The organism is Achromobacter deleyi (assembly GCF_902859705.1).
GTDB lineage: Bacteria > Pseudomonadota > Gammaproteobacteria > Burkholderiales > Burkholderiaceae_B > Achromobacter > Achromobacter deleyi.
The window spans coordinates 1-21,848 of record NZ_CADIJO010000025.1; the positions used below are offsets into that span (position 1 = coordinate 1).

Below are 21,848 nucleotides of genomic sequence, written 5' to 3' on the forward strand. Positions count from 1 at the left end.
AGTTACGCCTGACGACCATAGCAAGGTGGTACCACTCCTTCCCATCCCGAACAGGACAGTGAAACGCCTTTGCGCCGATGATAGTGGACGGACGTCTGTGAAAGTAGGTCATCGTCAGGCTTTTATTCCGCAAAACCCCATAGGCTCTCGCCTGTGGGGTTTTGTCTTTGTGGCGACAGAAAGCCTGAGTCGCGACGCCACAAACACAACAATACAAAAAAAGCCCCAGGGCGGCTGCGCCGCCCTGGGGCTTTTGCGTGGGCATCGAGCATGGAATACGCAGGGCCAGGTGCTGTGAATTGGCCGGCGCCTGGCCTGAAAATGGAAGCCTTGAAGGCCCGTCAACGGGGCTGCGAGCCGCGCCAATATTGAATGTGCCCAAATAACAACGCTCGTGGGCCAGATGGCTTTGTGCGGTAAGATTGACTGAGTCAATTGTTGGAGCGTAATCGTGAGTGATACCCAGACCCCCGCGCCCGGTACGGCATTAGACCTGCGCACGCTGACCCATGTGGCCTACGGCTTGTTTGCCCTGGGCTTTCTGACCAGTGGCTTCCTGGGCATTGCTACGTTGGCCGCCGTCGTGTTGATGTACCTGAAGCGTTCGGATGCCGCCGGCACCGTTTACGCAGCCCATTTCGACTGGCTGCTGCGCACCTTCTGGTGGGCCTTGCTGTGGCTGGCCATCAGCGGCCTGGCTCTGGTGATCTATATTGGTTGGATTGGTGTGGTCGCCACGGTTGTTTGGGGCCTGTACCGCCTGATCAAGGGCTGGCTGTCCCTGCTGGACGGCACGGCGCCGACCACCTACGCTTGATTGCAGGCGTCCTCGACGAAAGGCCGGCAACATGCCGGCCTTTTGCATTGTCAGCTCAGAACCACGTACAGCGCGACCAGCAACATCGAGGTGCCGAAGATCGCTGCCTGGATGCGTACCGCGCGCGGCGAATTGAAGCGGCCGAGGATGACCTTGCCGCCATAGATCCAGGGGAAATGGCAGAGCAACCCCAATACCGCGAAAGCCGCGCTGAGCTGGCCTACCTGCAGGGATAGGCTGACGTCCGGCGTCAGGAACTGAGCGAACATGACGACGATCATCGAATGGATTTTCGGGTTGAGGATCACGCAGATGAAGCCGTCGGCAAACCGCAGGCGCCTGTCGGGCTCGGCGTGATCGGCGGGTTTGACCGACGCGCGGAAAAAGCACCAGGCCAGGTAGAGCAGATAGGTGGCGCCGGCCCATTTCAGGGCGACGTGGATCTGAGGATGCTCGTGCAGCGCGCCGCCCAAGCCCAGCCCGTATAGCGCACAAAGGGCCAGATTGGCGGCTTCGAAACCCATCCAGAATGGTACGGATCCGCCGATGCCATAGCGGCCGCCCGCGGTGGCCAACAAGGTGTTGCCCGGCCCGGGACTGATGATCATGGGTGCTGCGTATCCCAGGAATGCCGCCCACATTTCCCAACCTGCCATGACTGCTCCCTGCTGTTGTACAGGCCGGCGCGAAGGTCAGGTGGGCGCCGACGGAATGGCCATTAGACGGGTCTTACTGGTGCGCTCAAAACGATCTATTCTCATGGCTTCGATAACCCTGGCTAATCGAGAAAATGCGACGTCTGCCTCCGATGAGCGCAATGCGAGCGTTCGAATCCGCTGCGCGGCATTTGAGTTTCACGCGGGCCGCTGCCGAGCTGTGCGTGACGCAGGCTGCCGTCAGCCATCAGGTACGGCAGTTGGAGCAATGGCTGGGCAGGTCTCTCTTCCTGCGGCGCGGGCATACGTTGGCGCTGACCCACAAGGGCCGGGCTTATCTCGATGAGCTATCGCTCGCGTTTGACCGCATGGCTGCGGCAACCGAACAGGTTCGCGAGCGCAAGGACGGGCCGCTGCGCATCACGGCATTGCCGTCCTTCGCGTCTCGTTGGTTGCTGCCGCGCTTGCCGACGTTTCGGGCACGTCATCCCGACATAGAAATCAAGTTCTCCAGTTCCGTGCAGCTTTGGTCGGGCGATGATGAATTCGATCTGGGGATACGCTCTGGCTTGGGGCGTTGGCCGGGGTTGAAGGCGGACCTGATCGCACGTGAGTATTTGAGTCCGGTATGCAGCCCGACTCTGCTGCAAGAGCAATCGGTGCTGGCTCAACCCGCAGGCCTGACAAGCGTCATGCTGTTGCACGACGAGCCGCGCGCCGCCTGGCGGCACTGGGCAGAGCTGGCGGGTGTGTCGCTTGACCTGGATCGAGGCGTGCAGTTCAGTGATGCCGCGCTTGTGCTGCAAGCGGCTGCCGATGGCCTGGGCGTGGCGTTGGGCCGCTTGATGTTGGCCGCTGATGATCTGCGGGCTGGGCGCCTTGTGCAGTTGTTTGACCAGGCGCTACCCAATGACTTCAGTTATTGGCTGGTCTATGCGCATGCGACGGCACAGCGGCCTGAAGCCGCGGCATTCAGGGCGTGGCTACTGGAGGCGGCGCACGAACACACCGGCAAGACAGCGCGTCAAGCGAGGGCGGGCACTATGCTGAACTAGGAGGGGGAGGCTGTGCCCAACGCGGGTGTGGGTCAAGCCACGCAAGGCGGAAAGCCTGCGGAACTGCATCGGCGGGGAGACGCCGTAAGTCGGGTCCGCCCGGCGTTCAAGCCAGGGCGTCGCGACAGTATCGAGGCAGGGACGTACGAGGTACGCCCTTTGCCTGCTTACTTCAGATGTGCGTTGACCAGCTTGGTCAGTTCGAACATCGTGACCTGATCCTTGCCAAAGATCGGGCGCAGCTTGGCATCGGCGTTGATGTTGCGCTTGTTGCTGGCGTCTTGCAGGTTGTGCTTCTTGATGTATTCCCAGATCTTCTTGGTGACCTCGGTGCGCGGCACGGCTTCCGAACCGATCACAGCAGCCAATTCGGCGCTGGGAGTCAGGGGCTTCATGAATGCAGCGTTCGGCTTGCGCGCGGTCGCGGGTTTGGAGGTTGTGGCCATAATGCGGCGCTCCTTCTCTGGCTGTTGGAAAAATTGTCCTGCGGCCGGAGCATAACGTGTCTCTCCCGTAAAGACAAAGGCATTTATCCTCTGTAGCAACTAAAATGTCCCGACCGTCCCCCACCTCACGTCATTCTGTAACCTCCTATGTACGCACGTTCTCCTTTGGAATCAATTCGGCTGTTTCATGACGAATTGACGGCGCTGCGGCGCGATTTGCATGCTCATCCAGAATTGGGCTTCGAAGAAGTCCGTACCTCCGGGATCGTCGCGGGCGCGCTGGAGGCGCTGGGAATCGAGGTGCATCGAGGCATCGGCAAGACCGGTGTGGTGGGTGTCATTCGCGGCAAGCGCTGCGACAGCGGCCGGATGATCGGCCTGCGTGCCGACATGGATGCCTTGCCCATGACCGAAGACAACGACTTCGGCCACAAGTCCACCAAGCCCGGCCTGATGCACGGTTGCGGCCATGATGGCCATACGGCGGTGCTGATCGGGGCGGCCAAGTACCTGGCCCAGACGCGCAATTTCGACGGTACGGCGGTGCTGATCTTCCAGCCGGCCGAAGAAGGGCGCGGTGGCGCGAAAGCCATGCTAGAAGATGGGTTATTCGATACGTTTCCGTGTGATGCGATTTACGCGTTGCATAATTGGCCAGGCCTGAAGCCTGGCACCATCGGCATCAATCCCGGGCCGATGATGGCGGCCGCAGATCGCTTCGAGATCCAGATCACCGGTCGCGGCGGCCACGGCGCGCATCCTTACCAGACGATCGACCCCGTGACCATCGCCGGTCAGATCATCACGGCGTTGCAGACCATCGTGTCGCGTAACGTCAATCCGCTGGATTCCGCGGTAGTCTCGATCGGATCGATGCAGGCTGGGCACCCCGGCGCGATGAGCGTGATCCCGCGCGAAGCCAAGCTGGTGGGCACGGTGCGCACGTTCCGCAAGTCGGTGCAGGAAATGGTCGAGACGCGCATGCGCGAATTGGTCACTGCCATCGCCGGTGCGTTCGGCGGCACGGCTGAACTGATCTATGAACGTATCTATCCCGCAACCCTGAACACGCCGCAGCACGCCAATCTTGTCGCCGACATCGCTACCGAGATGATCGGCAAGGAGAACGTCGTGCGTGACCTGGTACCGTCGATGGGTTCGGAAGATTTTTCCTTCATGTTGCAGAGCAAGCCCGGCGCGTATTTCCGGCTGGGGCAGGGCGGGGCCGATTCCGGCTGCGTGCTGCACAACTCGCATTTTGATTTCAACGATGCCGTCATTCCCCTGGGCAGCGCGATGTTCTGCGCGCTGGCCGAACGGGGCATGCCGCTGGCAGATTAAGAAGCTTCCCATGTCTACGCAAAACCCCCAGCAACTGATCATCACCCGCCCCGACGACTGGCACCTGCACCTGCGCGACGGCACGGCGCTGGAAGCCGTGGTGGCGGATACCGCCCGGCAATTCGCCCGCGCCATCATCATGCCGAACCTGAAGCCGCCGGTGACCACCACCGAGCAGGCGCTGGCCTACCGTGGCCGCATCCTGGCTGCGCTGACCAAGGCGGGCGGCAACGCCGACGCGTTCACGCCGCTGATGACGCTGTACCTGACCGATAACACGTCGGCCGAAGAGATTTTCCGTGCGCACGAGTCCGGCCAGGTCTACGCCGTGAAGCTGTACCCGGCGGGTGCGACCACCAATTCCGATGCCGGCGTGACCGACCTGCTGGGCAAGTGCGCCAAGGCGCTGGAAGCGCTGGAAAAATGCGGCATGCCGCTGCTGGTGCATGGCGAAGTGACCGATCCGTCGATCGACGTGTTCGACCGCGAGGCAATCTTCGTGGAACGCGTCATGAAGCCGCTGCGCCGCGCCTTCCCGGCGCTGAAGGTGGTGTTCGAGCACATCACGACCAAGGAAGGCGCCGAGTACGTGCGCGATGCCGAAGGTCCGATCGCGGCCACGATCACGCCGCAGCACATGCTGTACAACCGCAACGCCATTTTCCAGGGCGGCGTTCGGCCGCACTGGTACTGCCTGCCGATTCTCAAGCGTGAAACGCACCGCCTGGCATTGGTGGAAGCCGCGACCAGCGGCAGCCCGCGATTCTTCCTGGGCACGGACAGCGCGCCGCATGCGCGCGGCCTGAAGGAACACGCCTGCGGCTGTGCCGGTTGCTACACGGCGCTGCACGCCATGGAGCTGTACGCCACGGCGTTCGATGCCGTCGGCAAGCTGGACAAGCTGGAAGGCTTTGCCAGCTTCCATGGTCCGGACTTCTATGGCCTGCCGCGCAATACGGGCACGCTGACGCTGGTACGCGAAAGCTTCCAGATTCCGGATGAGGTGCCGTTCGGCAATACGGCGCTGGTGCCGCTGGCCGCGGGTGAAACCCTGGCCTGGCGCGCAGCAGTCTGACCGCGGGCGGCCTTGCCGCCCATTCATGACATGCCACTATCTATATATATAGATAGTGGCGTTGTCTTTACAGGGCGCCTTCGCGGCGCGCCTCGAGCAGCTCCCAGCGGGCGAACTTTTCTTCGAGCTCGCTTTCGAGCTTGGACAGTTCGCCGTTGATGCGCTCGACTTCGGCCGGGGCATCGCGATACAGGCTGCCGTCGGCCAGCTTGCCGGCCAGTTCGGCCTGCTTGGCTTCCAGTGCGGCGATGGCCTCGGGCAGGCCTTCCAGTTCGCGCAGTTCCCACGAGTTCATCTTGGCGGTCTTGGCCGGCTTGGGCTTGGCGGCCTTGGCGCGCGCCGCCGCCTCGTCGGCAGCCTTGATCGCCTTTTCGGCGTCTTCGCCGTTCGGCGATGCCGGGCGCTGGGCGACCCATTCGTCATAGCCGCCCACGTAGTCGCGCCAGCGGCCGTGGCCTTCATAGGCGATGGTCTGCGTGACGACGTTGTTCAAAAAGGCGCGATCGTGGCTGACCAGCAGGACGGTGCCGGAATATTCCTGCAGCAGTTCTTCCAGCAGTTCGAGCGTTTCGATGTCCAGGTCGTTGGTGGGTTCGTCCAGTACCAGGACGTTGGCCGGGCGGGCAAACAGGCGCGCCAGCAGCAGGCGGGCGCGCTCGCCGCCGGACAGGCTGCGTACCGGTGAGCCGGCGCGGGCGGGCGAGAACAGGAAGTCGCCCAGGTAGCTCATGACGTGCTTGCGCGTGCCGCCGATTTCCACCCATTCGCTGCCCGGGCTGATGATGTCGACCAGGGTGGCGTTTTCATCCAGTTGGGCGCGCATCTGGTCGAAATAGGCGACCGAGACGTTGGTGCCCAGGCGGGTCTTGCCGCTGTCGGGCTGCATTTCACCGAGGATGAGCTTGAGCAGCGTGGTCTTGCCGGCGCCATTGGGCCCGACGATGCCGATGCGGTCGCCGCGCAGCAGCGTGGTGGAGTAGTCGTCCACCACGATCTTGTCGCCAAAGCGCTTGCTGACGTGTTCCAGCTCGGCCACCATCTTGCCCGAGCGTTGGCCCTCGGCCAGCGCCAGCGATACGTCGCCGACGCGTTCGCGGCGCTCGGCGCGTTCGACGCGCAGCTTCTCCAGCCGGCGCACGCGGCCTTCGTTGCGGGTGCGGCGCGCTTCCACGCCCTTGCGAATCCAGACTTCTTCCTGGGCCAGCAGCTTGTCGAAGCGCGCCTGCTCCAGGCGTTCGGATTCGAGCCACTGCGCCTTGCGCTCCTGCCATTGCGAGAAATTGCCGGGGAAGCTGAGCAGGCGTCCGCGATCGAGTTCGACGATGCGGGTGGCCACCGAATCCAGGAAGCGGCGATCGTGGGTGATGATGACCGCGGCGCCCTTCCAGGTGCGCAGCATCTCTTCCAGCCAGGCGATGCCTTCGAAGTCGAGGTGGTTGGTGGGTTCGTCCAGCAGCAGCAGGTCGGGTTCGTCGACCAGGGCGCGGGCCAGCGCGACGCGCTTGCGGGTGCCGCCGGACAGGCCGGCAATCTGCGCGTCCGCGGGCAGGCCCAGCTTTTCGAGCACCGAGCGCACGCGCGACGGGCGCTGCCAGTCTTCGTGGTCGTCGCCCAGGTTGCAGACGACGTCAAAGACGGTGGCGTTCTCGTCGAGCTCGGGTTCCTGTTCGACCGTGGCCACGCGCAGGCCCGACGTGCGGGCGATATCGCCGTCGTCGGGCAGGGTGCGGCCATCGAGCAGGCGGAGCAGCGAGGACTTGCCGGCGCCGTTGCGGCCGATGAGGCCGATGCGCTCGCCGGCCTGGATGGCGAAGTCGGCGTGGTCCAGCAGCGGGTGGTGGCCATAGGCCAGCTGGATGTCGGTCAGGGTGATGAGAGTTGCGAGGGCCATGTAGTGGTAGTGTCTGCTGCGTCTAGGCGGATCAAGCGCTATTGTCGCAGGAACCCTGCCGGGTCGTTTGGGCCCTCTGGGGGACAGGCTCGCAACCTGTACTAGAATACGCACCGCAAGGCGGGTCGGGCGATCGCGGTGGATGCGAATCCATCGAGGAAGGTCCGGACTCCATAGGGCAGGGTAACGGCTAACGGCCGTCCGGCTGCGTCTTCGGGCGCGGACGAGGAATAGGACCACAGAGACGAGTCTGCGGGGCGGGCGCGCCAGTCGCGCACTGATACGGCCATCTCCGTATTGCGCCGGTCGGCAACGATCGGCGGCATCGCAGGGTGAAACGCGGCAACCTCTACCCGGAGCAACATCAAATAGGCATGCGTGCGGCTTTCGGGCCGCGAAGGGCGGCTCCGTTCAAGCATGCGGGTAGGTGGCTACAGCGGCTCAGCAATGATCCGCGCAGAGGAATGATTGCCCGCCAGGGAAACCTGGCGTACAGAATCCGGCCTATAGACCCGTCTTGCATTGAATTTCTCTTCCGTGCGGCGCCGGCGGCTTTTTTTCAAAGCCCATGGTGCGGCAGCCAGCGCGGAACGCCCGCCAGTCTTCGGCCAGCGGGCCAGGTAAAACAATGCAAAGGCATCGTTAGCCGCCACTTCTTAAGAAGCACTTTTAGTTAGTGACGCAACCTCCTGATTTATTAGGAGGTTTTTCTTTTTGCGCATTTACAAGTTGCTCTAAGTCCTTGTTGTGATTGAAAAAATTGCAACCGCGCGCTTGACCGCCCCATTGCCATACCGTAGAGTGGGAAATAGTAGGAAATTGTGCAATTAAGTGGGGTAAAAGTGGTGTTTCAGGGAAGCAGCGCGCTCACGCTGGATGCCAAGGGACGGATCTCGATTCCGACCCGGCATCGTGACGCGCTGGTGTCGCAGGCCGAAGGCCGCCTGACCCTGACTCGCCATCCAGACGGCTGCCTGCTGGTGTACCCGCGGCCCGAGTGGGAAAAGAAGCGCGAGCAGATTGCCGCCTTTCCCATGACGGCTCGCGCGTTGCAGCGGCTGTTGCTGGGCAACGCTCAGGACGTGGAACTGGACGGCTCTGGCCGCGTCCTGATCGCGCCTGAACTGCGCAACGCTTCCGGTATGACGCGCGATGTGATGCTGCTCGGTCTGGGCGCTCATTTCGAGCTGTGGGATGCCGCTACCCTGGCAAGCCGAGAGGCTGAAGACCTGGCCAAGGGTATGCCGGATGTGTTGAATCAGTTTTCGTTCTGAAAAAGTTATGGAATTCGAACATCGGCCCGTCCTGCTGGAGCCGACGGTGGACGCGCTGTTGCTGGCCGATTTCGGCGGCAAGGGCGCGACCCGGTCGCACATCCAGGACGAGCCGGCCGCGGCTACGCGGGCGGAACGTGGCGTCTTTGTAGACGGTACGTTCGGACGCGGCGGCCACAGCCGGGAATTGCTCAGTCGCCTGGGGGCGGGAGCGCGGCTGGTGGTGTTCGACAAGGACCCCGAGGCCATTGCGGTCGCCAATGCGTTGGCGGCGGCGGATTCCCGGGTGACGGTGGTGCATGGCGGCTTTGCCACCATGGCCGAAGAATTAGGGCAACTCGGCATCGACAAGGTCGATGGCGTGATGCTGGATCTGGGCGTGTCGTCGCCTCAGATCGACGATGCCGAGCGCGGTTTCTCGTTCATGCGAGACGGCCCGCTCGACATGCGGATGGACACCACTCGTGGACCCACGGTGGCGGATTGGCTGGCGCAAGCCAGTGTGGATGAGATGCGGGAGGTCATAGCGGATTATGGCGAAGAACGGTTTGCTTTTCAGGTTGCAAAGGCGATTGCTGCTCGCCGCGCAACAAGGCCGCTGCGCACCACGCTCGAACTTGCCGAGTGCGTCGCCAGCGCCGTCCGCACGCGCGAAAAGGGGCAGCATCCGGCCACACGCACCTTTCAAGCTCTACGGATTTACATCAATCGGGAACTCGAAGAGCTCGCGCGCACCCTCGCGTCAGCTTTAGATCTGCTCGCCCCAGGGGGGAGGTTGGCGGTGATCAGCTTTCATTCGCTTGAAGACCGCATGGTCAAGCAGTGCATCGCGGCGGCGGCTCGTCCGGCTGCCGCGCATGCGCGCCTGCCGCTGCGCGAAAGCGAAATGCCCCAACCCGTATTGCGTTCCCTGGGACGCGTGCTGGCCGAAGACGACGAAGTCTCGGCCAATGCGCGCGCCCGCTCGGCGGTGCTGCGTGTCGCCGAGCGCACTGAAACTGCGCTGCCCGCCGAGGGCGGCGCCGCCTTCGTCAAGATTGGCTCGCTGCCCGGCAGCGACCTGGCTCCGCCGCCGCGCCGCGGTGGCAAAGGGGGGCGCCGCTGATGGGTCGCGTCAACCTGATCGTTGCGGCTTTACTGATGCTGTCGGCCATTTCCCTGGTCACCAGCCGGTATCAGTCGCGCCAGCTCTTTGTTGAGCTGGGTCGCGATCAGGCGCAGGCACGCGACCTGGAAACCAACTGGCGGCGCCTGCAGCTGGAACGTGCCGAACTTGCGCGCAATGCGCGGGTCGACGTGATTGCGCGCGACAACCTGAAGATGATTCCCATCGTTCCGGACCGCACGCTGTACCTGAACCAGGCCCCGGTGCCGGCCAACGGAGGTGCCCAGTGAAGCGCGTTCCGTTCTTCGACAATCCGGTGCTGCGCGGGCAGTTGCCCACCTGGCGCGCCCGCCTGGTGCTGATCCTGCTGTTCGGCGGTTTTACCGTGCTGGCCGGTCGCGCCCTGTTTCTGCAAGGCCTGTCCACCGAATTCCTGCAACAGCAAGGCGAGCGCCGTTACGAGCGCACGCTGACGCTGGCCGCCACGCGGGGCAAGATCATGGACCGCAATGGCGCCGTGCTGGCGTCGAGCGTGCCGGCGCGCGCTATTTGGGCGATCCCCGAAGACCTGAAGCAGGCCACGCCTTCTCAGTTGGACTCCCTGGCCAAGCTGCTTGAGTCCCCGATCGCCGACCTGCGTCGCCGGGTCGAGGAAGACAAGAACTTCGTCTATCTCAAGCGCCAGGTCTCGATGGACGTGGCCGACAAGATCAAGCAGCTGGGCCTGCCCGGCGTGCACCAGCAGCCGGAGACCCGCCGCTACTATCCGGACGGCGACGTGATGGCGCACGTGGTCGGGTTCAACAGCGTCGAAGACCAGGGCCAGGAAGGGGTCGAACTGACCTTCAACCAGCAGCTGTCGGGCCGCCCCGGCAGCCGTCGCGTCATCAAGGACCGCCTGGGCCGCGTCATTGAAGACGTGCAGGCCGTGACCCTGCCCGTGGATGGCCGCGACCTGCGCCTGTCCATCGATACCCGTTTGCAGTACCTGGTGTTCAAGGAATTGAAGGACGCCATGGACAAGCACCAGGCCAAGGGTGCAACCGCCGTGGTCGTCGATGTGCATACGGGCGAAATCCTGGCGCTGGCCAACGTGCCGACATTCGACCCGAACAAGCGCGAGACCTTCCACGGCGCCAACCTGCGCAACCAGGCCATTACCGACACGTTCGAGCCCGGCTCGATCATGAAGCCCTTCACCGCCGCACTGGCACTGGATCTGGGCCGCATCAGCACGACCACCCTGTTCGAAACCGGCAACGGCCGCTTTACCTACCAGGGCAGCACGATCAGCGATGTGAGCCGCAACGGCACGCTGGATGTGGCCGGCGTGCTGCGCAAGTCCAGCAACATCGGCATGACGATGATCTCCGAGAAGCTGGAGTCCCGCGAGATGTGGGACCGCTTCACCGAGTTGGGCCTGGGGCAGGCGCCCCAAGTGGGATTCCCCGGCGCCGCGCCCGGCCGCCTGCGTCCCTGGGACCGCTGGCGCCTGATCGAAAAGGCCACGATGGCCTATGGCTACGGCCTGTCGGTGTCGCTGCTGCAGGTGGCGCGCGCCTACACCGTGTTCGCCCGCAACGGCGACATGGTTTCGCTGACCCTGGTCAAGCGCGACAGCGATCCCACCAGCGTCAAGATCTATACGCCCAAGACCACCGCGCTGGTGCGCGGCATGCTGGAAGCCGCCGCCGGCCCCGACGGCACCAAGGCCGCCCAGGTGCAGGGCTACCGTGTGGCCGGCAAGAGCGGCACCGCGCGCAAGATCGTCGACGGCAAGTACAGCATGCAGCGTTATCGCAGCTCGTACGTGGGTTTTGCGCCTGTGTCCGATCCGAAGATCGTCGTGGCCGTGTCCATCGACGAGCCCACGGTCGGCGGTTATTACGGCGGCGCGATTGCCGCACCCGTGTTCTCCCATATTGTCGGCGGGAGTCTGCGGTTGATGGGCGTGAGGCCGGACGCGCCCTTCGAATCCACTATTGTTGCCGGTAGCAAGGAGCCAGGCAGATGAGCGCCAAAGGCTTCCTCTCATCCCCCGCCGCCACGGTCGAACAAGCCGTGGCGTGGTTGCATTCGCGCGTGTCGTTGACCGCGCACCTGAAACTGGACTCGCGCGAGATCGAGCCGGGCGACGTCTTCGTCGCCTGCCCCGGCCTGTCCAGCGATGGCCGCCTCTATATAGAGAAGGCGTTGGCGCTGGGCGCCAGCGCGGTGTTGTTCGAGGCGCCCGCCACCGAGACCATCGAAGCCGCTGGCGCTGCCGGCGATACGCCGATGCTGCCGGTGACCGGCCTGCGCGCCCTGCTGGGCGAGCTGGGCGACACCTGGTACGGCCGTCCTTCGTCGGCGCTGGCCGTGGTGGCCGTGACCGGCACCAATGGCAAGACCTCGTCGGTGCAATGGATTGCCCACGCACTGGGCCGCAATGACAAGCCTTGCGGCACCATCGGTACGCTGGGCGCCGTGCTGCCTGACGGCCGCACGCTGGGCGGCAGCCTGACGACCCCCGATGTGCTGACCGTGCACCGCCTGCTGGCCGCGATGCGCGATGCCGGCGCCAAGGCGGTGGCCATGGAAGCCTCTTCCATCGGCATCGAACAGGGCCGCATGGACGGCGTGCGCGTGGCCTTGGCCGCGTACACCAACCTGACCCGCGATCATCTGGATTACCACGGCACGATGGAACGCTACGAGGCCGCCAAGGCGCGCCTGTTCCGCTGGCCGGGCCTGAATGCCGCCGTGGTGAACGCGGACGACGAAGCTGGACGCCGCCTGATCGCGTCGCTGCCGTCCGACGTGTCGGTCATGGGGTACAGCCTGAGCGCGGACGCCGCGATTCCCGCCGCGATGCGCGCGCGTGATCTGCAGGCGACCGCCCAAGGCCAGATCTTCACGCTGGTGTCGCCGCATGGCGAGGCACAGATCGTGACGCGCCTCCTGGGCGCGCACAACGTGTCCAACCTGTTGCTGGTGGCCGGCGTGCTGTACAAGCTGGGCCTGCCGTTCGCGCAGATCGCGCGCGAGCTGGCCGCGACCGATCCGGTCGATGGCCGCCTGCAGACCGTGGAACCCGTTGTCTCGAGCACCCAGGCCAATGCCGGGCGCGGCGCGCTGGTGGTGGTGGACTACGCCCACACGCCCGACGCGCTGGCTCGTGCGCTGGCCGCACTGCGCCCGGTGGCGCAGGCGCGGGCCGGCCGTCTCATCTGCCTGTTTGGCTGCGGCGGCGAACGCGATCCGGGCAAGCGTCCCGAAATGGGCCGCATTGCCGCCGAGCTGGCCGACCATGTGGTGGTGTCGAGCGACAACCCCCGTACTGAATCGCCCGAGGCCATCGTGGCCCAGATCCTGGCCGGTATTCCGGCGTCGGCAGGCGCCGATGTCCAGGTCGACCGCGCCCGCGCCATCATGCAGACCATCTGGGCCAGTTCGCCCGAAGACGTCGTGCTGCTGGCCGGCAAGGGCCACGAGACCTACCAGGACATCGGTGGCGAAAAGCTGCCCTTCGACGACCGCGAGTGGGCCCGACTGGCGCTGCTGTTGCCGCTGGTGAAGGGCGTGTCCACGGACACGCGCCGCATCGGCGCCGGCGAATTGTTCGTGGCGCTGGTCGGCGATAACTTCGACGCCCATAACTACCTGGACCAGGCCGCCGAACGTGGCGCCTGCGCCGCCGTGGTGGCGCATGCCGTGCCGGATTCGAGCCTGCCGCAACTGGTGCTGGGCGATACGCGCCTGGCGCTGATGCGCATCGGCGCTGCCTGGCGCGCCCAATACACGCTGCCGGTGGTGGCGGTGACGGGCAGCAATGGCAAGACGACCACCAAGGAAATGATTTCCGCCATGCTGGCGGGCTGGAAGGGCGAAGCGGCCCGTCTGGCCACCGCGGGCAATCTGAACAACGATATCGGCGTGCCGCTGACGCTGTTGCGCCTGCGGCCCGAGCATCGTGCGGCGGTGTTCGAACTGGGCATGAACCATCCGGGCGAGATCGCGCAGCTGGCGGCCATTGCCGCGCCCAGCGTGGCGTTGGTCACCAACGCCCAGCGCGAGCACCAGGAATTCATGCACACCGTGGAAGCGGTGGCCCACGAAAATGGCGCGGCCATCGCGGCCTTGCCCGACGACGGCGTGGCCGTGTACCCCGGCGACGAGCCCTATGCGGCCATCTGGGACAAGCTGGCCGCGCCGCGCCGCGTGCTGCGTTTCGGCCTGCAGCCCGGCCTGGACGTCTACGCGGAGCAGATCCTGGCAGACGTCGATTCGACGCGCTGCCGCGTGGTGACGCCGATGGGCGCCGCCGACCTGACGCTGCCGGTGCCCGGCCTGCACAACCTGCGCAATGCCCTGGCGGCCATCGCCAGCGCCATCGCCGCGGGGGCGCCGCTGGATGTCGCCGTGCGCGCGCTGGCGGGTTTCAGCCCGGTGGCGGGGCGCATGCAGTACAAGAAATTGAGTGACGGAACGTTGCTCATTGATGATACCTACAATGCCAACCCCGATTCGGTTCGCGTGGCCATCGACGTGCTGGCGCGCATCGGCGGCACCCGCGTCCTGGTCTTGGGCGACATGGGCGAGGTCGGGGACAACGGCCCCGCCATGCATGTCGAGGTGGGCAATTACGCGCGCGAGCATGGGCTCGACGCGCTCATCACGCTAGGCGAAGCCAGCCGGGCGGCAGCCGCCGCTTACGGTTCGGGCGCGCACGCCTGCGCATCGGTAGACGAAGTCGTTGCCGCGTTGCGCGGCCTGCGCGCGTCCTGCGTATTGATTAAGGGATCGCGCTTTATGCGCATGGAGCGGGTAGTGACGGCTTTTACTTCGACTGACGGGCAAGTGTCCAAGGGGCAGGGAGACCACCATGCTGCTTGAGATCGCCCGTCTGCTTTCCGATGATGTGCGCGCCTTGGGCGTGTTCGAGTACATCACGCTGCGTGCGGTGCTGGCATGTGCCACCGCCTTGCTGATCGGCCTGGTGGCCGGTCCGCGCGTGATCCGCAAGCTGACCGAAATGAAGATCGGTCAGGCCGTGCGTTCGTACGGCCCCGAAACCCATCTGGTCAAGACCGGCACCCCCACCATGGGCGGCGTGCTGATCCTGATTTCCATCGCCATCAGCACGCTGCTGTGGGCCGACTGGACCAACCGCTTCGTGTGGGTGGTGCTGCTGGTGACCTTCGGCTTTGGCTGGATCGGCTGGATGGACGATTACCGCAAGGTGGTCTACCGCGATCCGGAAGGCATGCCGGCGCGCCAGAAGTTCTTCTGGCAAGCCACCATCGGCCTTGTGGCCGCGGTCTACCTGGCGTTTGCCGTATCGGCGCCGGCCAATACCGAACTGTGGCCGCTCTTCAAGGCCTGGGTGGGCAGCGGCTTCACGATGGCGCTGCCGACGCGCGCCGACCTGATCGTGCCGTTCTTCAAGACCGTCAGCTATCCGCTGGGCGTGCTGGGTTTCGTGGCGCTGACCTGGGCCGTGATCGTGGGCACCAGCAATGCCGTCAATCTGACCGACGGCCTGGATGGCCTGGCGATCATGCCTACCGTCATGGTGGGCAGCGCGCTGGGCATCTTCGCCTACGTCGTCGGCCGCGTCGACTATTCGAAGTACCTGCTGTTCCCGTATATCCCGGGGGCGTCCGAACTGATGGTGCTGTGCGCGGCAATCGGCGGCGCGGGACTGGCATTTTTGTGGTTCAACGCGTATCCGGCGCAGGTCTTCATGGGCGACGTCGGCGCACTGGCTTTGGGCGGCGCGCTGGGCACCATCGCGGTCATCGTGCGCCAGGAAATCGTGCTGTTCATCATGGGCGGCGTGTTCGTGGTCGAGACCCTGTCGGTGATGATCCAGGTGACCTGGTTCAAGTACACGAAGCGACGTTATGGAACAGGTCGACGCATATTCCGCATGGCGCCGCTGCATCATCACTTTGAAGTGGGCGGCTGGAAAGAAACCCAGGTGGTCGTGCGTTTCTGGATCATCAGCATGATGCTGGTGCTGATTGGCCTCTCTACCCTGAAGTTGCGATGAACACGATGGAAACCTCTCGCGCTGACGCGCCGCTCGTCCTGATCCTCGGATTGGGCGAGTCGGGTGTCGCCGCCGCTCGCTGGTGCGCCCGACAGGGCGCCCGCCTGCGCGTGGCCGACACGCGCGCGGAGCCGGGCGGGTTGCCGGCGCTGCGCGACGCGCTGGCGCAGGCCGAGGTCGAATACCGGCTGGGTTGCGACACCGCGTTCGACGTCGCTCTGCTGGACGACGTGAACCAGGTCGTGATCAGCCCGGGCCTGGCGCCCACCGGCGCGCCGGCCGAAGACCTGCTGCGCGAGGCCAAGGCCCGCGGCATCGAAGTCATCGGTGAAATGGAACTGTTCGCACGCGCGTTGGCCGAGTTGGCCGAAAGCCGTGAATACCGTCCCCGCGTGCTGGCCGTGACCGGCACCAACGGCAAGACCACCGTGACCGCACTGACGCGCGACCTGGTGCAGGCCAGCGGCCTGTCGGTGCTGGCTGCCGGCAATATCAGCCCGGCCGCGCTGACCGCATTGATCGGGGCGCTGGACGCCGACGAACTGCCGCAGGTGTGGGTGCTGGAGTTCTCCAGCTTCCAGCTGGAAACCACGCACACGCTGATGGCCGACGCGGCCGTCGTGCTGAACGTGACGCAAGACCACCTGGACTGGCATGGCGGCATGGACGCCTATGCGCAGGCCAAGGCGCGCCTGTTGAAGATGGCGCGCGTGGCCATCGTCAATCGTGAAGATCCGTACACGGTCGCCATGGTGCCGACGCTGGACGCATTGAACGTGCGCAGCTTTGGCCGTGACGTGCCCGAGCGCGTGGGCGACATGGGCCTGGAATTGGGCCAGGGTGTGGCCTGGCTGGTTGCCGCCGAGCCGGTCGATTTCGACGAGCCCGTCGCACCCGTGCGCCGCAAGAAAGACGCGCCGGAACCCGTGCGCGCCAAAGGCCGCATGAGCCGCCTGATGCCGGTGGATGCCTTGCGCATCCGCGGCATCCACAACGCCTTGAATGCCCTGGCCGCGCTGCAGCTGGCGCGCTGCCTGGACCTGGGCTGGGGCGCCATGCTGCGCGCCCTGCGCGACTACGCGGGCGAACCGCATCGCGCTGCGTTCGTGCGCAATATCGGCGGCGTCGACTACATCAACGACAGCAAGGGCACCAACGTGGGCGCCACCGTGGCCGCGCTGGAAGGCCTGGGCCAGCCTGTGGTGCTGATCGCTGGCGGCCTGGGCAAGGGGCAGGATTTCTCGCCCCTGATCCCGGTTGTCTCGCGCCACGCGCGCGCCGTCGTGCTCATCGGTCAGGACGGTCCTGAAATCGGCCGCGTGCTGGCTGAAACCGGCGTCGACTGCATCCAGGCCGCATCCCTGCACGAGGCCGTGCGTCGCGCCGCCGACCTGGCGCAAGCCGGCGACGCGGTGCTGCTGTCGCCCGCCTGCGCCAGCATGGACATGTTCCGCAACTACCCGCACCGCGGGCAGGTGTTCGTGGAAGAGGTCGAAGACCTGGCCCGCGACCGTGGAGAGGTGGCATGAGCCTGATCGCCGATCTCACCGCCAGCGTCAACGCCGTACGGCCCGGCCGTACCCGCATGCGCAACTTCGATCTGCCGCTGGTCATCGCGGCGTCGACGTTGTTGCTGCTCGGCTTGCTGATGGTGTATTCGGCATCGATCGCGCTGGCCGACGGACCGCGCTATGCCTCGTATGGCCGCTATTACTTCGTGATCCGCCACGGCCTGTTCATCAGCGCCGGCCTGCTGGCCGCCGCGGTCGTGCTGGCCATTCCCATCCGCGTGTGGCAACGGCTGGCCGTGCCGCTGTTCGTGGTGGCGATGGTGCTGCTGGTGGCCGTGCTGGTGCCCGGCATCGGCCGCGAGGTCAACGGCGCGCACCGCTGGATTCCCCTGGGTCCGCTGAATTTCCAGCCGTCCGAACTGATGAAGCTGGCCGCCCTGCTGTACGCCGCCGACTACACCGTGCGCAAGCAAGAACACATGCAAGCCTTTGCCCGCGGCTTTCTGCCGATGGCGTTCGCGCTGGCCGGCGTGGGCATGCTGCTGCTGCTCGAACCTGACCTGGGCGCCTTCATGGTGATCGTGGCGATTGCCATCGGCATCCTGTTCCTGGGCGGTATCAACGGCAAGTACTTCAGCAGCCTGCTGGCGGTGCTGGTCAGCACCTTCCTGATGCTGATCTGGCTGTCGCCGTGGCGTCGTGCGCGCCTGTTCGCCTACCTGGATCCCTGGAACGAAGACAACGCCTACGGCAGCGCCTATCAGCTGTCGCATTCGCTGATCGCGTTGGGCCGCGGCGAATGGCTGGGCGTGGGCCTGGGCGCCAGCGTCGAAAAACTGCATTACCTGCCCGAAGCGCACACCGACTTCCTGATGGCGGTGGTGGGCGAGGAACTCGGCTTTGCCGGCGTGATGCTGGTGATCACGCTGTTCGCCATCATCGTCTACCGCGGCTTTGACATCGGCCGCCAGGCCATCGCCATGGAACGCACCTTCGCGGGTCTGGTGGCGCATGGCGTGGCGATGTGGTTCGGCGTGCAGGCCTTCATCAACATGGGCGTGTGCCTGGGGCTGCTGCCCACCAAGGGCCTGACCCTGCCGCTGATGAGCTACGGCGGTTCGGGCGTGGTGATGAACCTGTGCGCCCTGGCCATGCTGATCCGGGTGGACGTCGAAAACCGCATCATGATGCGCGGGGGGCGGACATGAGCGCCACGCCTCGCACCATCCTGATCATGGCCGGCGGCACCGGCGGCCACATCATGCCCGGCCTGGCCGTGGCCGACGTGCTGCGCCAGCGCGGCTGGCGCGTGCTGTGGCTGGGCAATCCCGACAAGATGGAAGGCAAGCTGGTGCCCCCGCGCGGGATCGAACTCGTGCCGCTGCGCTTTGCCGGTGTGCGCGGCAAGGGTGCCGCGGCGCTGCTCAAGCTGCCGTTCCTGCTGGTGCGTGCGTTTGCGCAGGCCTGGGGGCGGCTGTCTGCAGTGCGTCCCGATGTGGTGCTGGGCATGGGCGGCTACGTCGCTTTCCCTGGTGGTGTCATCGCGGCGCTGCGCGGCACGCCGCTGGTGGTGCACGAACAGAACGCCGTGGCCGGCACCGCCAACAAGTGGCTGGCCCGCATGGCCCGCCGCGTGCTCAGCGGATTCCCCGGCGTGCTGCCCAAGGGCGAAGCGATGGGTAATCCGGTACGCGCCGACCTGTGCGCTTTGCCCGACCCGGCCCAGCGCTACAGCGGCCGCAGCGGCGCGCTGCGGGTGCTGGTGGTCGGTGGCAGCCTGGGCGCCCAGGCATTGAATACCGCCGTACCCCAGGCGCTGGCGCGCCTGCCGCAAGACCGTCGTCCCGTGGTGGTTCACCAGGCCGGCGAACAACATCTGCCGGCGCTGCAGCAGGCCTACGCCCAGGCGGGCGTGGCGGCCGACTGCCGCGCCTTCATCGACGACATGGCCGGCGCCATGGGCGACGCCGACCTGCTGATCTGCCGCGCGGGCGCCATGACGGTGTCCGAAGTGGCCGCGGCGGGCGTGGCGGCGCTGTTCGTGCCGTTCCCCCATGCCATCGATGACCACCAAACCGCCAACGCGCGCTTCCTGAGCGACGCGCAGGCCGCCTGGCTGCAGCCGCAGAACGCCTTGAGCCCCGAGTGGCTGGCGGACTGGCTGGACCAGCGCTCCCGTCAAGAACTGCAGGCTGTTGCCGAACGGGCCCGCGCGCATGCGCACCCCGAAGCGGCAGCCCATATCGCCGACGTCTGTGAACAAGCAGCGGGGCGTTCAACATGAAACACAGAATTCAACATATCCATTTCGTAGGCATCGGCGGCTCGGGCATGAGCGGCATTGCCGAGGTGCTGCTCAACCTGGGCTACACCATCAGCGGTTCCGACCTGAACGAGTCAGCCGTGACGCGCCGCCTGGCGGGCCTGGGCGTGAACATCGCCATCGGCCACGTCGCCAGCAATGTCACAGGCGCGGGCGCGATCGTCACGTCCACGGCGGTGGCGGGCGACAACCCCGAGGTCATCGCGGCACGCGCCGCGCGCATCCCGGTGGTGCCGCGCGCCATCATGCTGGCCGAACTGATGCGCCTGAAACGCGGCATTGCGGTGGCCGGCACGCACGGCAAGACCACCACGACCAGCCTGGTGGCCAGCATCCTGGCTGCGGGCGACCTGGACCCGACCTTCGTGATCGGCGGCCGCCTGAATTCCGCGGGCGCCAACGCGCGCCTGGGGCAGGGCGACTACATCGTGGTCGAAGCCGACGAATCCGACGCCTCGTTCCTGAACCTGCTGCCGGTGATGGCCATCGTGACCAACATCGACGCGGACCACATGGACACCTACGGCCATGACGTGGCGCGCCTGAAGAGCGCGTTCATCGAGTTCACGCAGCGCCTGCCGTTCTACGGCAGCGCCGTGCTGTGCACCGACGACGCCAACGTGCGCGAGATCATGCCGTTCGTGTCGCGCCCCATTACCTCGTATGGCCTGAACGAAGAAGCCATGGTGCGTGGCTACGAAGTGCAGCCGGAAGGCACGCGCATGCGTTTCAACGTGCAGCGCAGCCATCGCGACACTCTGCTGCCGCCGTTGCAGGTGGTGTTGAACCTGCCGGGCCTGCACAACGTGCGCAATGCGCTGGCGGCAATCGCCGTGGCGACCGAGCTGGGCGTGTCCGACGAAGCCATCTGCGACGCGCTGGCCTCGTTCAAGGGCGTGGGCCGGCGGTTCACGCAGACCGGCGAATTCCCGGTGCCCGCCTCGCATGGCGGCGGCACCTTCACGGTGATCGACGACTACGGCCACCACCCGGTCGAGATGGCCGCCACGCTGGCAGCCGCCCGTGGCGCCTGGCCTGACCGCCGCATCGTGCTGGCTTTCCAGCCGCACCGCTACACGCGGACGCGTGATTGCTTTGAAGATTTCGTGCGTGTGCTGGGCACGGCCGACGCCGTGCTGCTGACCGAGGTCTATTCCGCGGGCGAGCCGCCCCTGGTGGCCGCCGATGGCCGCGCCTTGTCGCGCGCCCTGCGCGTGGCCGGCAAGGTCGAACCGGTTTTCGTCGAAGACGTCGCCGAGCTGCCGCAGGCCGTGGTGGATTTCGTGCGCGACGGCGACGTGGTGATTGTTATGGGAGCGGGTTCGATCAGCAAGGTCCCCGCCCAAGTTGGAGAACTGGCATGACCGCGAAATTCGGCAAGGTAGGCGTGTTGTACGGCGGTCGTTCCGCCGAACGCGAGGTGTCCCTGATGTCCGGGGCCGGCGTGCACCAGGCGCTGCTCAGCGCGGGTGTCGACGCGCACCTGTTCGACACCGGCGAGCGCAGCCTGGCCGAGCTGGCCAGCCAGGGTTTTGACCGCGTGTTCATCGCACTGCACGGCCGCTACGGCGAAGACGGTTCGATCCAGGGCGCCCTGGAACTGCTGGGCATTCCCTATACCGGCAGCGGCCCGCTGGCCTCGGCACTGGCCATGGACAAGACCATGACCAAGCGCGTCTGGCTGCAGCAGGGCCTGCCGACGCCGCAATTCGAATTGCTGGACGCCGACACCGAACTGCGCCTGGTGCCTGACCGCCTGAGCCTGCCGCTGATCATCAAGCCGCCGCATGAAGGCTCGACCGTGGGCATCACCAAGGTAGTGGGCTATTCCGACATGAAGGAAGCCTATGCCCTGGCCGCCAAGTTCGACGCCGAGGTGCTGGCCGAGCAATTCATCCAGGGCCGCGAACTGACCGTGGCGGTGCTGGGCGGCGGCAAGACCGCGCGCGCGCTGCCGGTCATCGAGATCGCCGCGCCCGGTGGCAACTACGACTACGAGCACAAGTACTTCTCGGACGACACGCAGTACTTCTGCCCGGCCACGCTGCCGCCGGCGGTGGCCGAAGAAGTGTCCGACATCGCCGTGCGCGCCTACCGCGCGCTGGGCTGCGAAGGCTGGGGTCGTGCCGACTTCATCCTGGACGCCGACAACCGCCCCTGGCTGCTTGAAATGAATACTTCGCCCGGCATGACGAGCCATTCGCTGGTTCCCATGGCCGCCCGCGCCACGGGGATGAGCTATGCCGACCTGTGCGTGGCGATCCTGGCCGACGCTTCGTGCAAAGTGCACAGCATCGCCCGCAACGCTTGACCTGGATAC

Annotated in this window: 18 protein-coding genes, 1 rRNA gene and 1 other RNA gene; 17 read left to right on the top strand and 3 right to left on the bottom strand. The window is 65.6% G+C overall.

What is annotated here, in order from left to right; translation table 11 throughout:
• Window positions 1-7 precede the first annotated feature (7 nt).
• Together rrf and HV798_RS25765 are read left to right on the top strand one after the other, a co-directional pair.
• A 5S ribosomal RNA gene (rrf, locus tag HV798_RS25760) occupies window positions 8-120 on the top strand.
• Between the two features lie 331 nt (window positions 121-451).
• Entirely contained in the window at window positions 452-817 is a 366-nt protein-coding gene (locus HV798_RS25765) for a DUF4870 family protein (protein ID WP_025136614.1), read from the top strand.
• Between the two features lie 50 nt (window positions 818-867).
• On the opposite strand, the gene HV798_RS25770 is transcribed toward HV798_RS25765, so the two are convergent.
• On the bottom strand, window positions 868-1,458 hold the full coding sequence (locus HV798_RS25770; RefSeq protein ID WP_246289163.1) for a LysE family translocator: 591 nt from the start codon (window positions 1,456-1,458) through the stop codon (window positions 868-870).
• 149 nt (window positions 1,459-1,607) lie between these two features.
• On the opposite strand from HV798_RS25770, the gene gcvA reads away from it, so the two are divergent.
• Complete coding sequence (gene gcvA / locus HV798_RS25775) at window positions 1,608-2,528, top strand: transcriptional regulator GcvA (protein WP_175190679.1); 921 nt, start codon at window positions 1,608-1,610, stop codon at window positions 2,526-2,528.
• 167 nt (window positions 2,529-2,695) lie between these two features.
• Here the strand turns inward: gcvA and HV798_RS25780 are convergent, their stop codons facing one another.
• Window positions 2,696-2,974 carry an SWIB/MDM2 domain-containing protein gene (locus HV798_RS25780; RefSeq protein ID WP_006217453.1) on the bottom strand — a complete coding sequence of 93 codons (279 nt, stop codon included), beginning with the start codon at window positions 2,972-2,974 and terminating at the stop codon, window positions 2,696-2,698.
• 147 nt (window positions 2,975-3,121) lie between these two features.
• Between HV798_RS25780 and HV798_RS25785 the strand changes: the two genes are divergently transcribed.
• Both HV798_RS25785 and pyrC read left to right on the top strand, forming a co-directional pair.
• Window positions 3,122-4,315: a M20 aminoacylase family protein gene (locus tag HV798_RS25785; protein ID WP_025136617.1), complete on the top strand. Its 1,194-nt coding sequence runs from the start codon at window positions 3,122-3,124 to the stop codon at window positions 4,313-4,315.
• A 10-nt stretch (window positions 4,316-4,325) separates the two neighbouring features.
• Window positions 4,326-5,390, top strand: coding sequence for a dihydroorotase (pyrC, locus tag HV798_RS25790; RefSeq protein ID WP_425486171.1), 1,065 nt, complete (start codon window positions 4,326-4,328; stop codon window positions 5,388-5,390).
• A 67-nt stretch (window positions 5,391-5,457) separates the two neighbouring features.
• Here the strand turns inward: pyrC and HV798_RS25795 are convergent, their stop codons facing one another.
• The gene (locus HV798_RS25795; protein ID WP_175190680.1) at window positions 5,458-7,281 is read right to left on the bottom strand and encodes an ATP-binding cassette domain-containing protein; all 1,824 of its coding nucleotides are present in this window, start codon (window positions 7,279-7,281) and stop codon (window positions 5,458-5,460) included.
• A gap of 117 nt (window positions 7,282-7,398) precedes the next feature.
• Here HV798_RS25795 and rnpB point away from each other — a divergent pair.
• From rnpB to HV798_RS25855, 12 genes are all read left to right on the top strand, one after another.
• Window positions 7,399-7,804, top strand: an RNA gene (gene rnpB / locus HV798_RS25800) — RNase P RNA component class A.
• Window positions 7,805-8,126: 322 nt separating this feature from the next.
• Window positions 8,127-8,555 (top strand): division/cell wall cluster transcriptional repressor MraZ, encoded by a 429-nt coding sequence (gene mraZ, locus HV798_RS25805; protein ID WP_025136620.1) that lies wholly within the window; start codon window positions 8,127-8,129, stop codon window positions 8,553-8,555.
• 7 nt (window positions 8,556-8,562) lie between these two features.
• Window positions 8,563-9,660 carry a 16S rRNA (cytosine(1402)-N(4))-methyltransferase RsmH gene (gene rsmH / locus HV798_RS25810; RefSeq protein ID WP_175190681.1) on the top strand — a complete coding sequence of 366 codons (1,098 nt, stop codon included), beginning with the start codon at window positions 8,563-8,565 and terminating at the stop codon, window positions 9,658-9,660.
• Window positions 9,660-9,950, top strand: coding sequence for a cell division protein FtsL (gene ftsL, locus HV798_RS25815; RefSeq protein ID WP_025136622.1), 291 nt, complete (start codon window positions 9,660-9,662; stop codon window positions 9,948-9,950). Before rsmH ends, ftsL begins: the two co-directional genes overlap by 1 nt.
• Window positions 9,947-11,674, top strand: a complete 1,728-nt coding sequence (locus HV798_RS25820) for a peptidoglycan D,D-transpeptidase FtsI family protein (RefSeq protein ID WP_175190682.1) — start codon at window positions 9,947-9,949, stop codon at window positions 11,672-11,674. Before ftsL ends, HV798_RS25820 begins: the two co-directional genes overlap by 4 nt.
• The gene (gene murF / locus HV798_RS25825) at window positions 11,671-14,535 is read left to right on the top strand and encodes a bifunctional UDP-N-acetylmuramoyl-L-alanyl-D-glutamate--2,6-diaminopimelate ligase MurE/UDP-N-acetylmuramoyl-tripeptide--D-alanyl-D-alanine ligase MurF (RefSeq protein WP_175190683.1); all 2,865 of its coding nucleotides are present in this window, start codon (window positions 11,671-11,673) and stop codon (window positions 14,533-14,535) included. The genes HV798_RS25820 and murF overlap by 4 nt, the downstream gene beginning before the upstream one ends.
• Window positions 14,525-15,694 carry a phospho-N-acetylmuramoyl-pentapeptide-transferase gene (mraY, locus tag HV798_RS25830; RefSeq protein WP_025136625.1) on the top strand — a complete coding sequence of 390 codons (1,170 nt, stop codon included), beginning with the start codon at window positions 14,525-14,527 and terminating at the stop codon, window positions 15,692-15,694. Before murF ends, mraY begins: the two co-directional genes overlap by 11 nt.
• Window positions 15,691-17,223, top strand: a complete 1,533-nt coding sequence (murD, locus tag HV798_RS25835; RefSeq protein WP_175216588.1) for a UDP-N-acetylmuramoyl-L-alanine--D-glutamate ligase — start codon at window positions 15,691-15,693, stop codon at window positions 17,221-17,223. The genes mraY and murD overlap by 4 nt, the downstream gene beginning before the upstream one ends.
• Entirely contained in the window at window positions 17,220-18,413 is a 1,194-nt protein-coding gene (gene ftsW, locus HV798_RS25840; RefSeq protein ID WP_175190685.1) for a putative lipid II flippase FtsW, read from the top strand. Before murD ends, ftsW begins: the two co-directional genes overlap by 4 nt.
• Window positions 18,410-19,489: an undecaprenyldiphospho-muramoylpentapeptide beta-N-acetylglucosaminyltransferase gene (gene murG / locus HV798_RS25845; protein ID WP_175190686.1), complete on the top strand. Its 1,080-nt coding sequence runs from the start codon at window positions 18,410-18,412 to the stop codon at window positions 19,487-19,489. Before ftsW ends, murG begins: the two co-directional genes overlap by 4 nt.
• Entirely contained in the window at window positions 19,486-20,892 is a 1,407-nt protein-coding gene (gene murC, locus HV798_RS25850; protein WP_025136629.1) for a UDP-N-acetylmuramate--L-alanine ligase, read from the top strand. The genes murG and murC overlap by 4 nt, the downstream gene beginning before the upstream one ends.
• Entirely contained in the window at window positions 20,889-21,839 is a 951-nt protein-coding gene (locus HV798_RS25855) for a D-alanine--D-alanine ligase (protein ID WP_175190687.1), read from the top strand. The genes murC and HV798_RS25855 overlap by 4 nt, the downstream gene beginning before the upstream one ends.
• The last annotated feature ends 9 nt before the right edge of the window (window positions 21,840-21,848 follow it).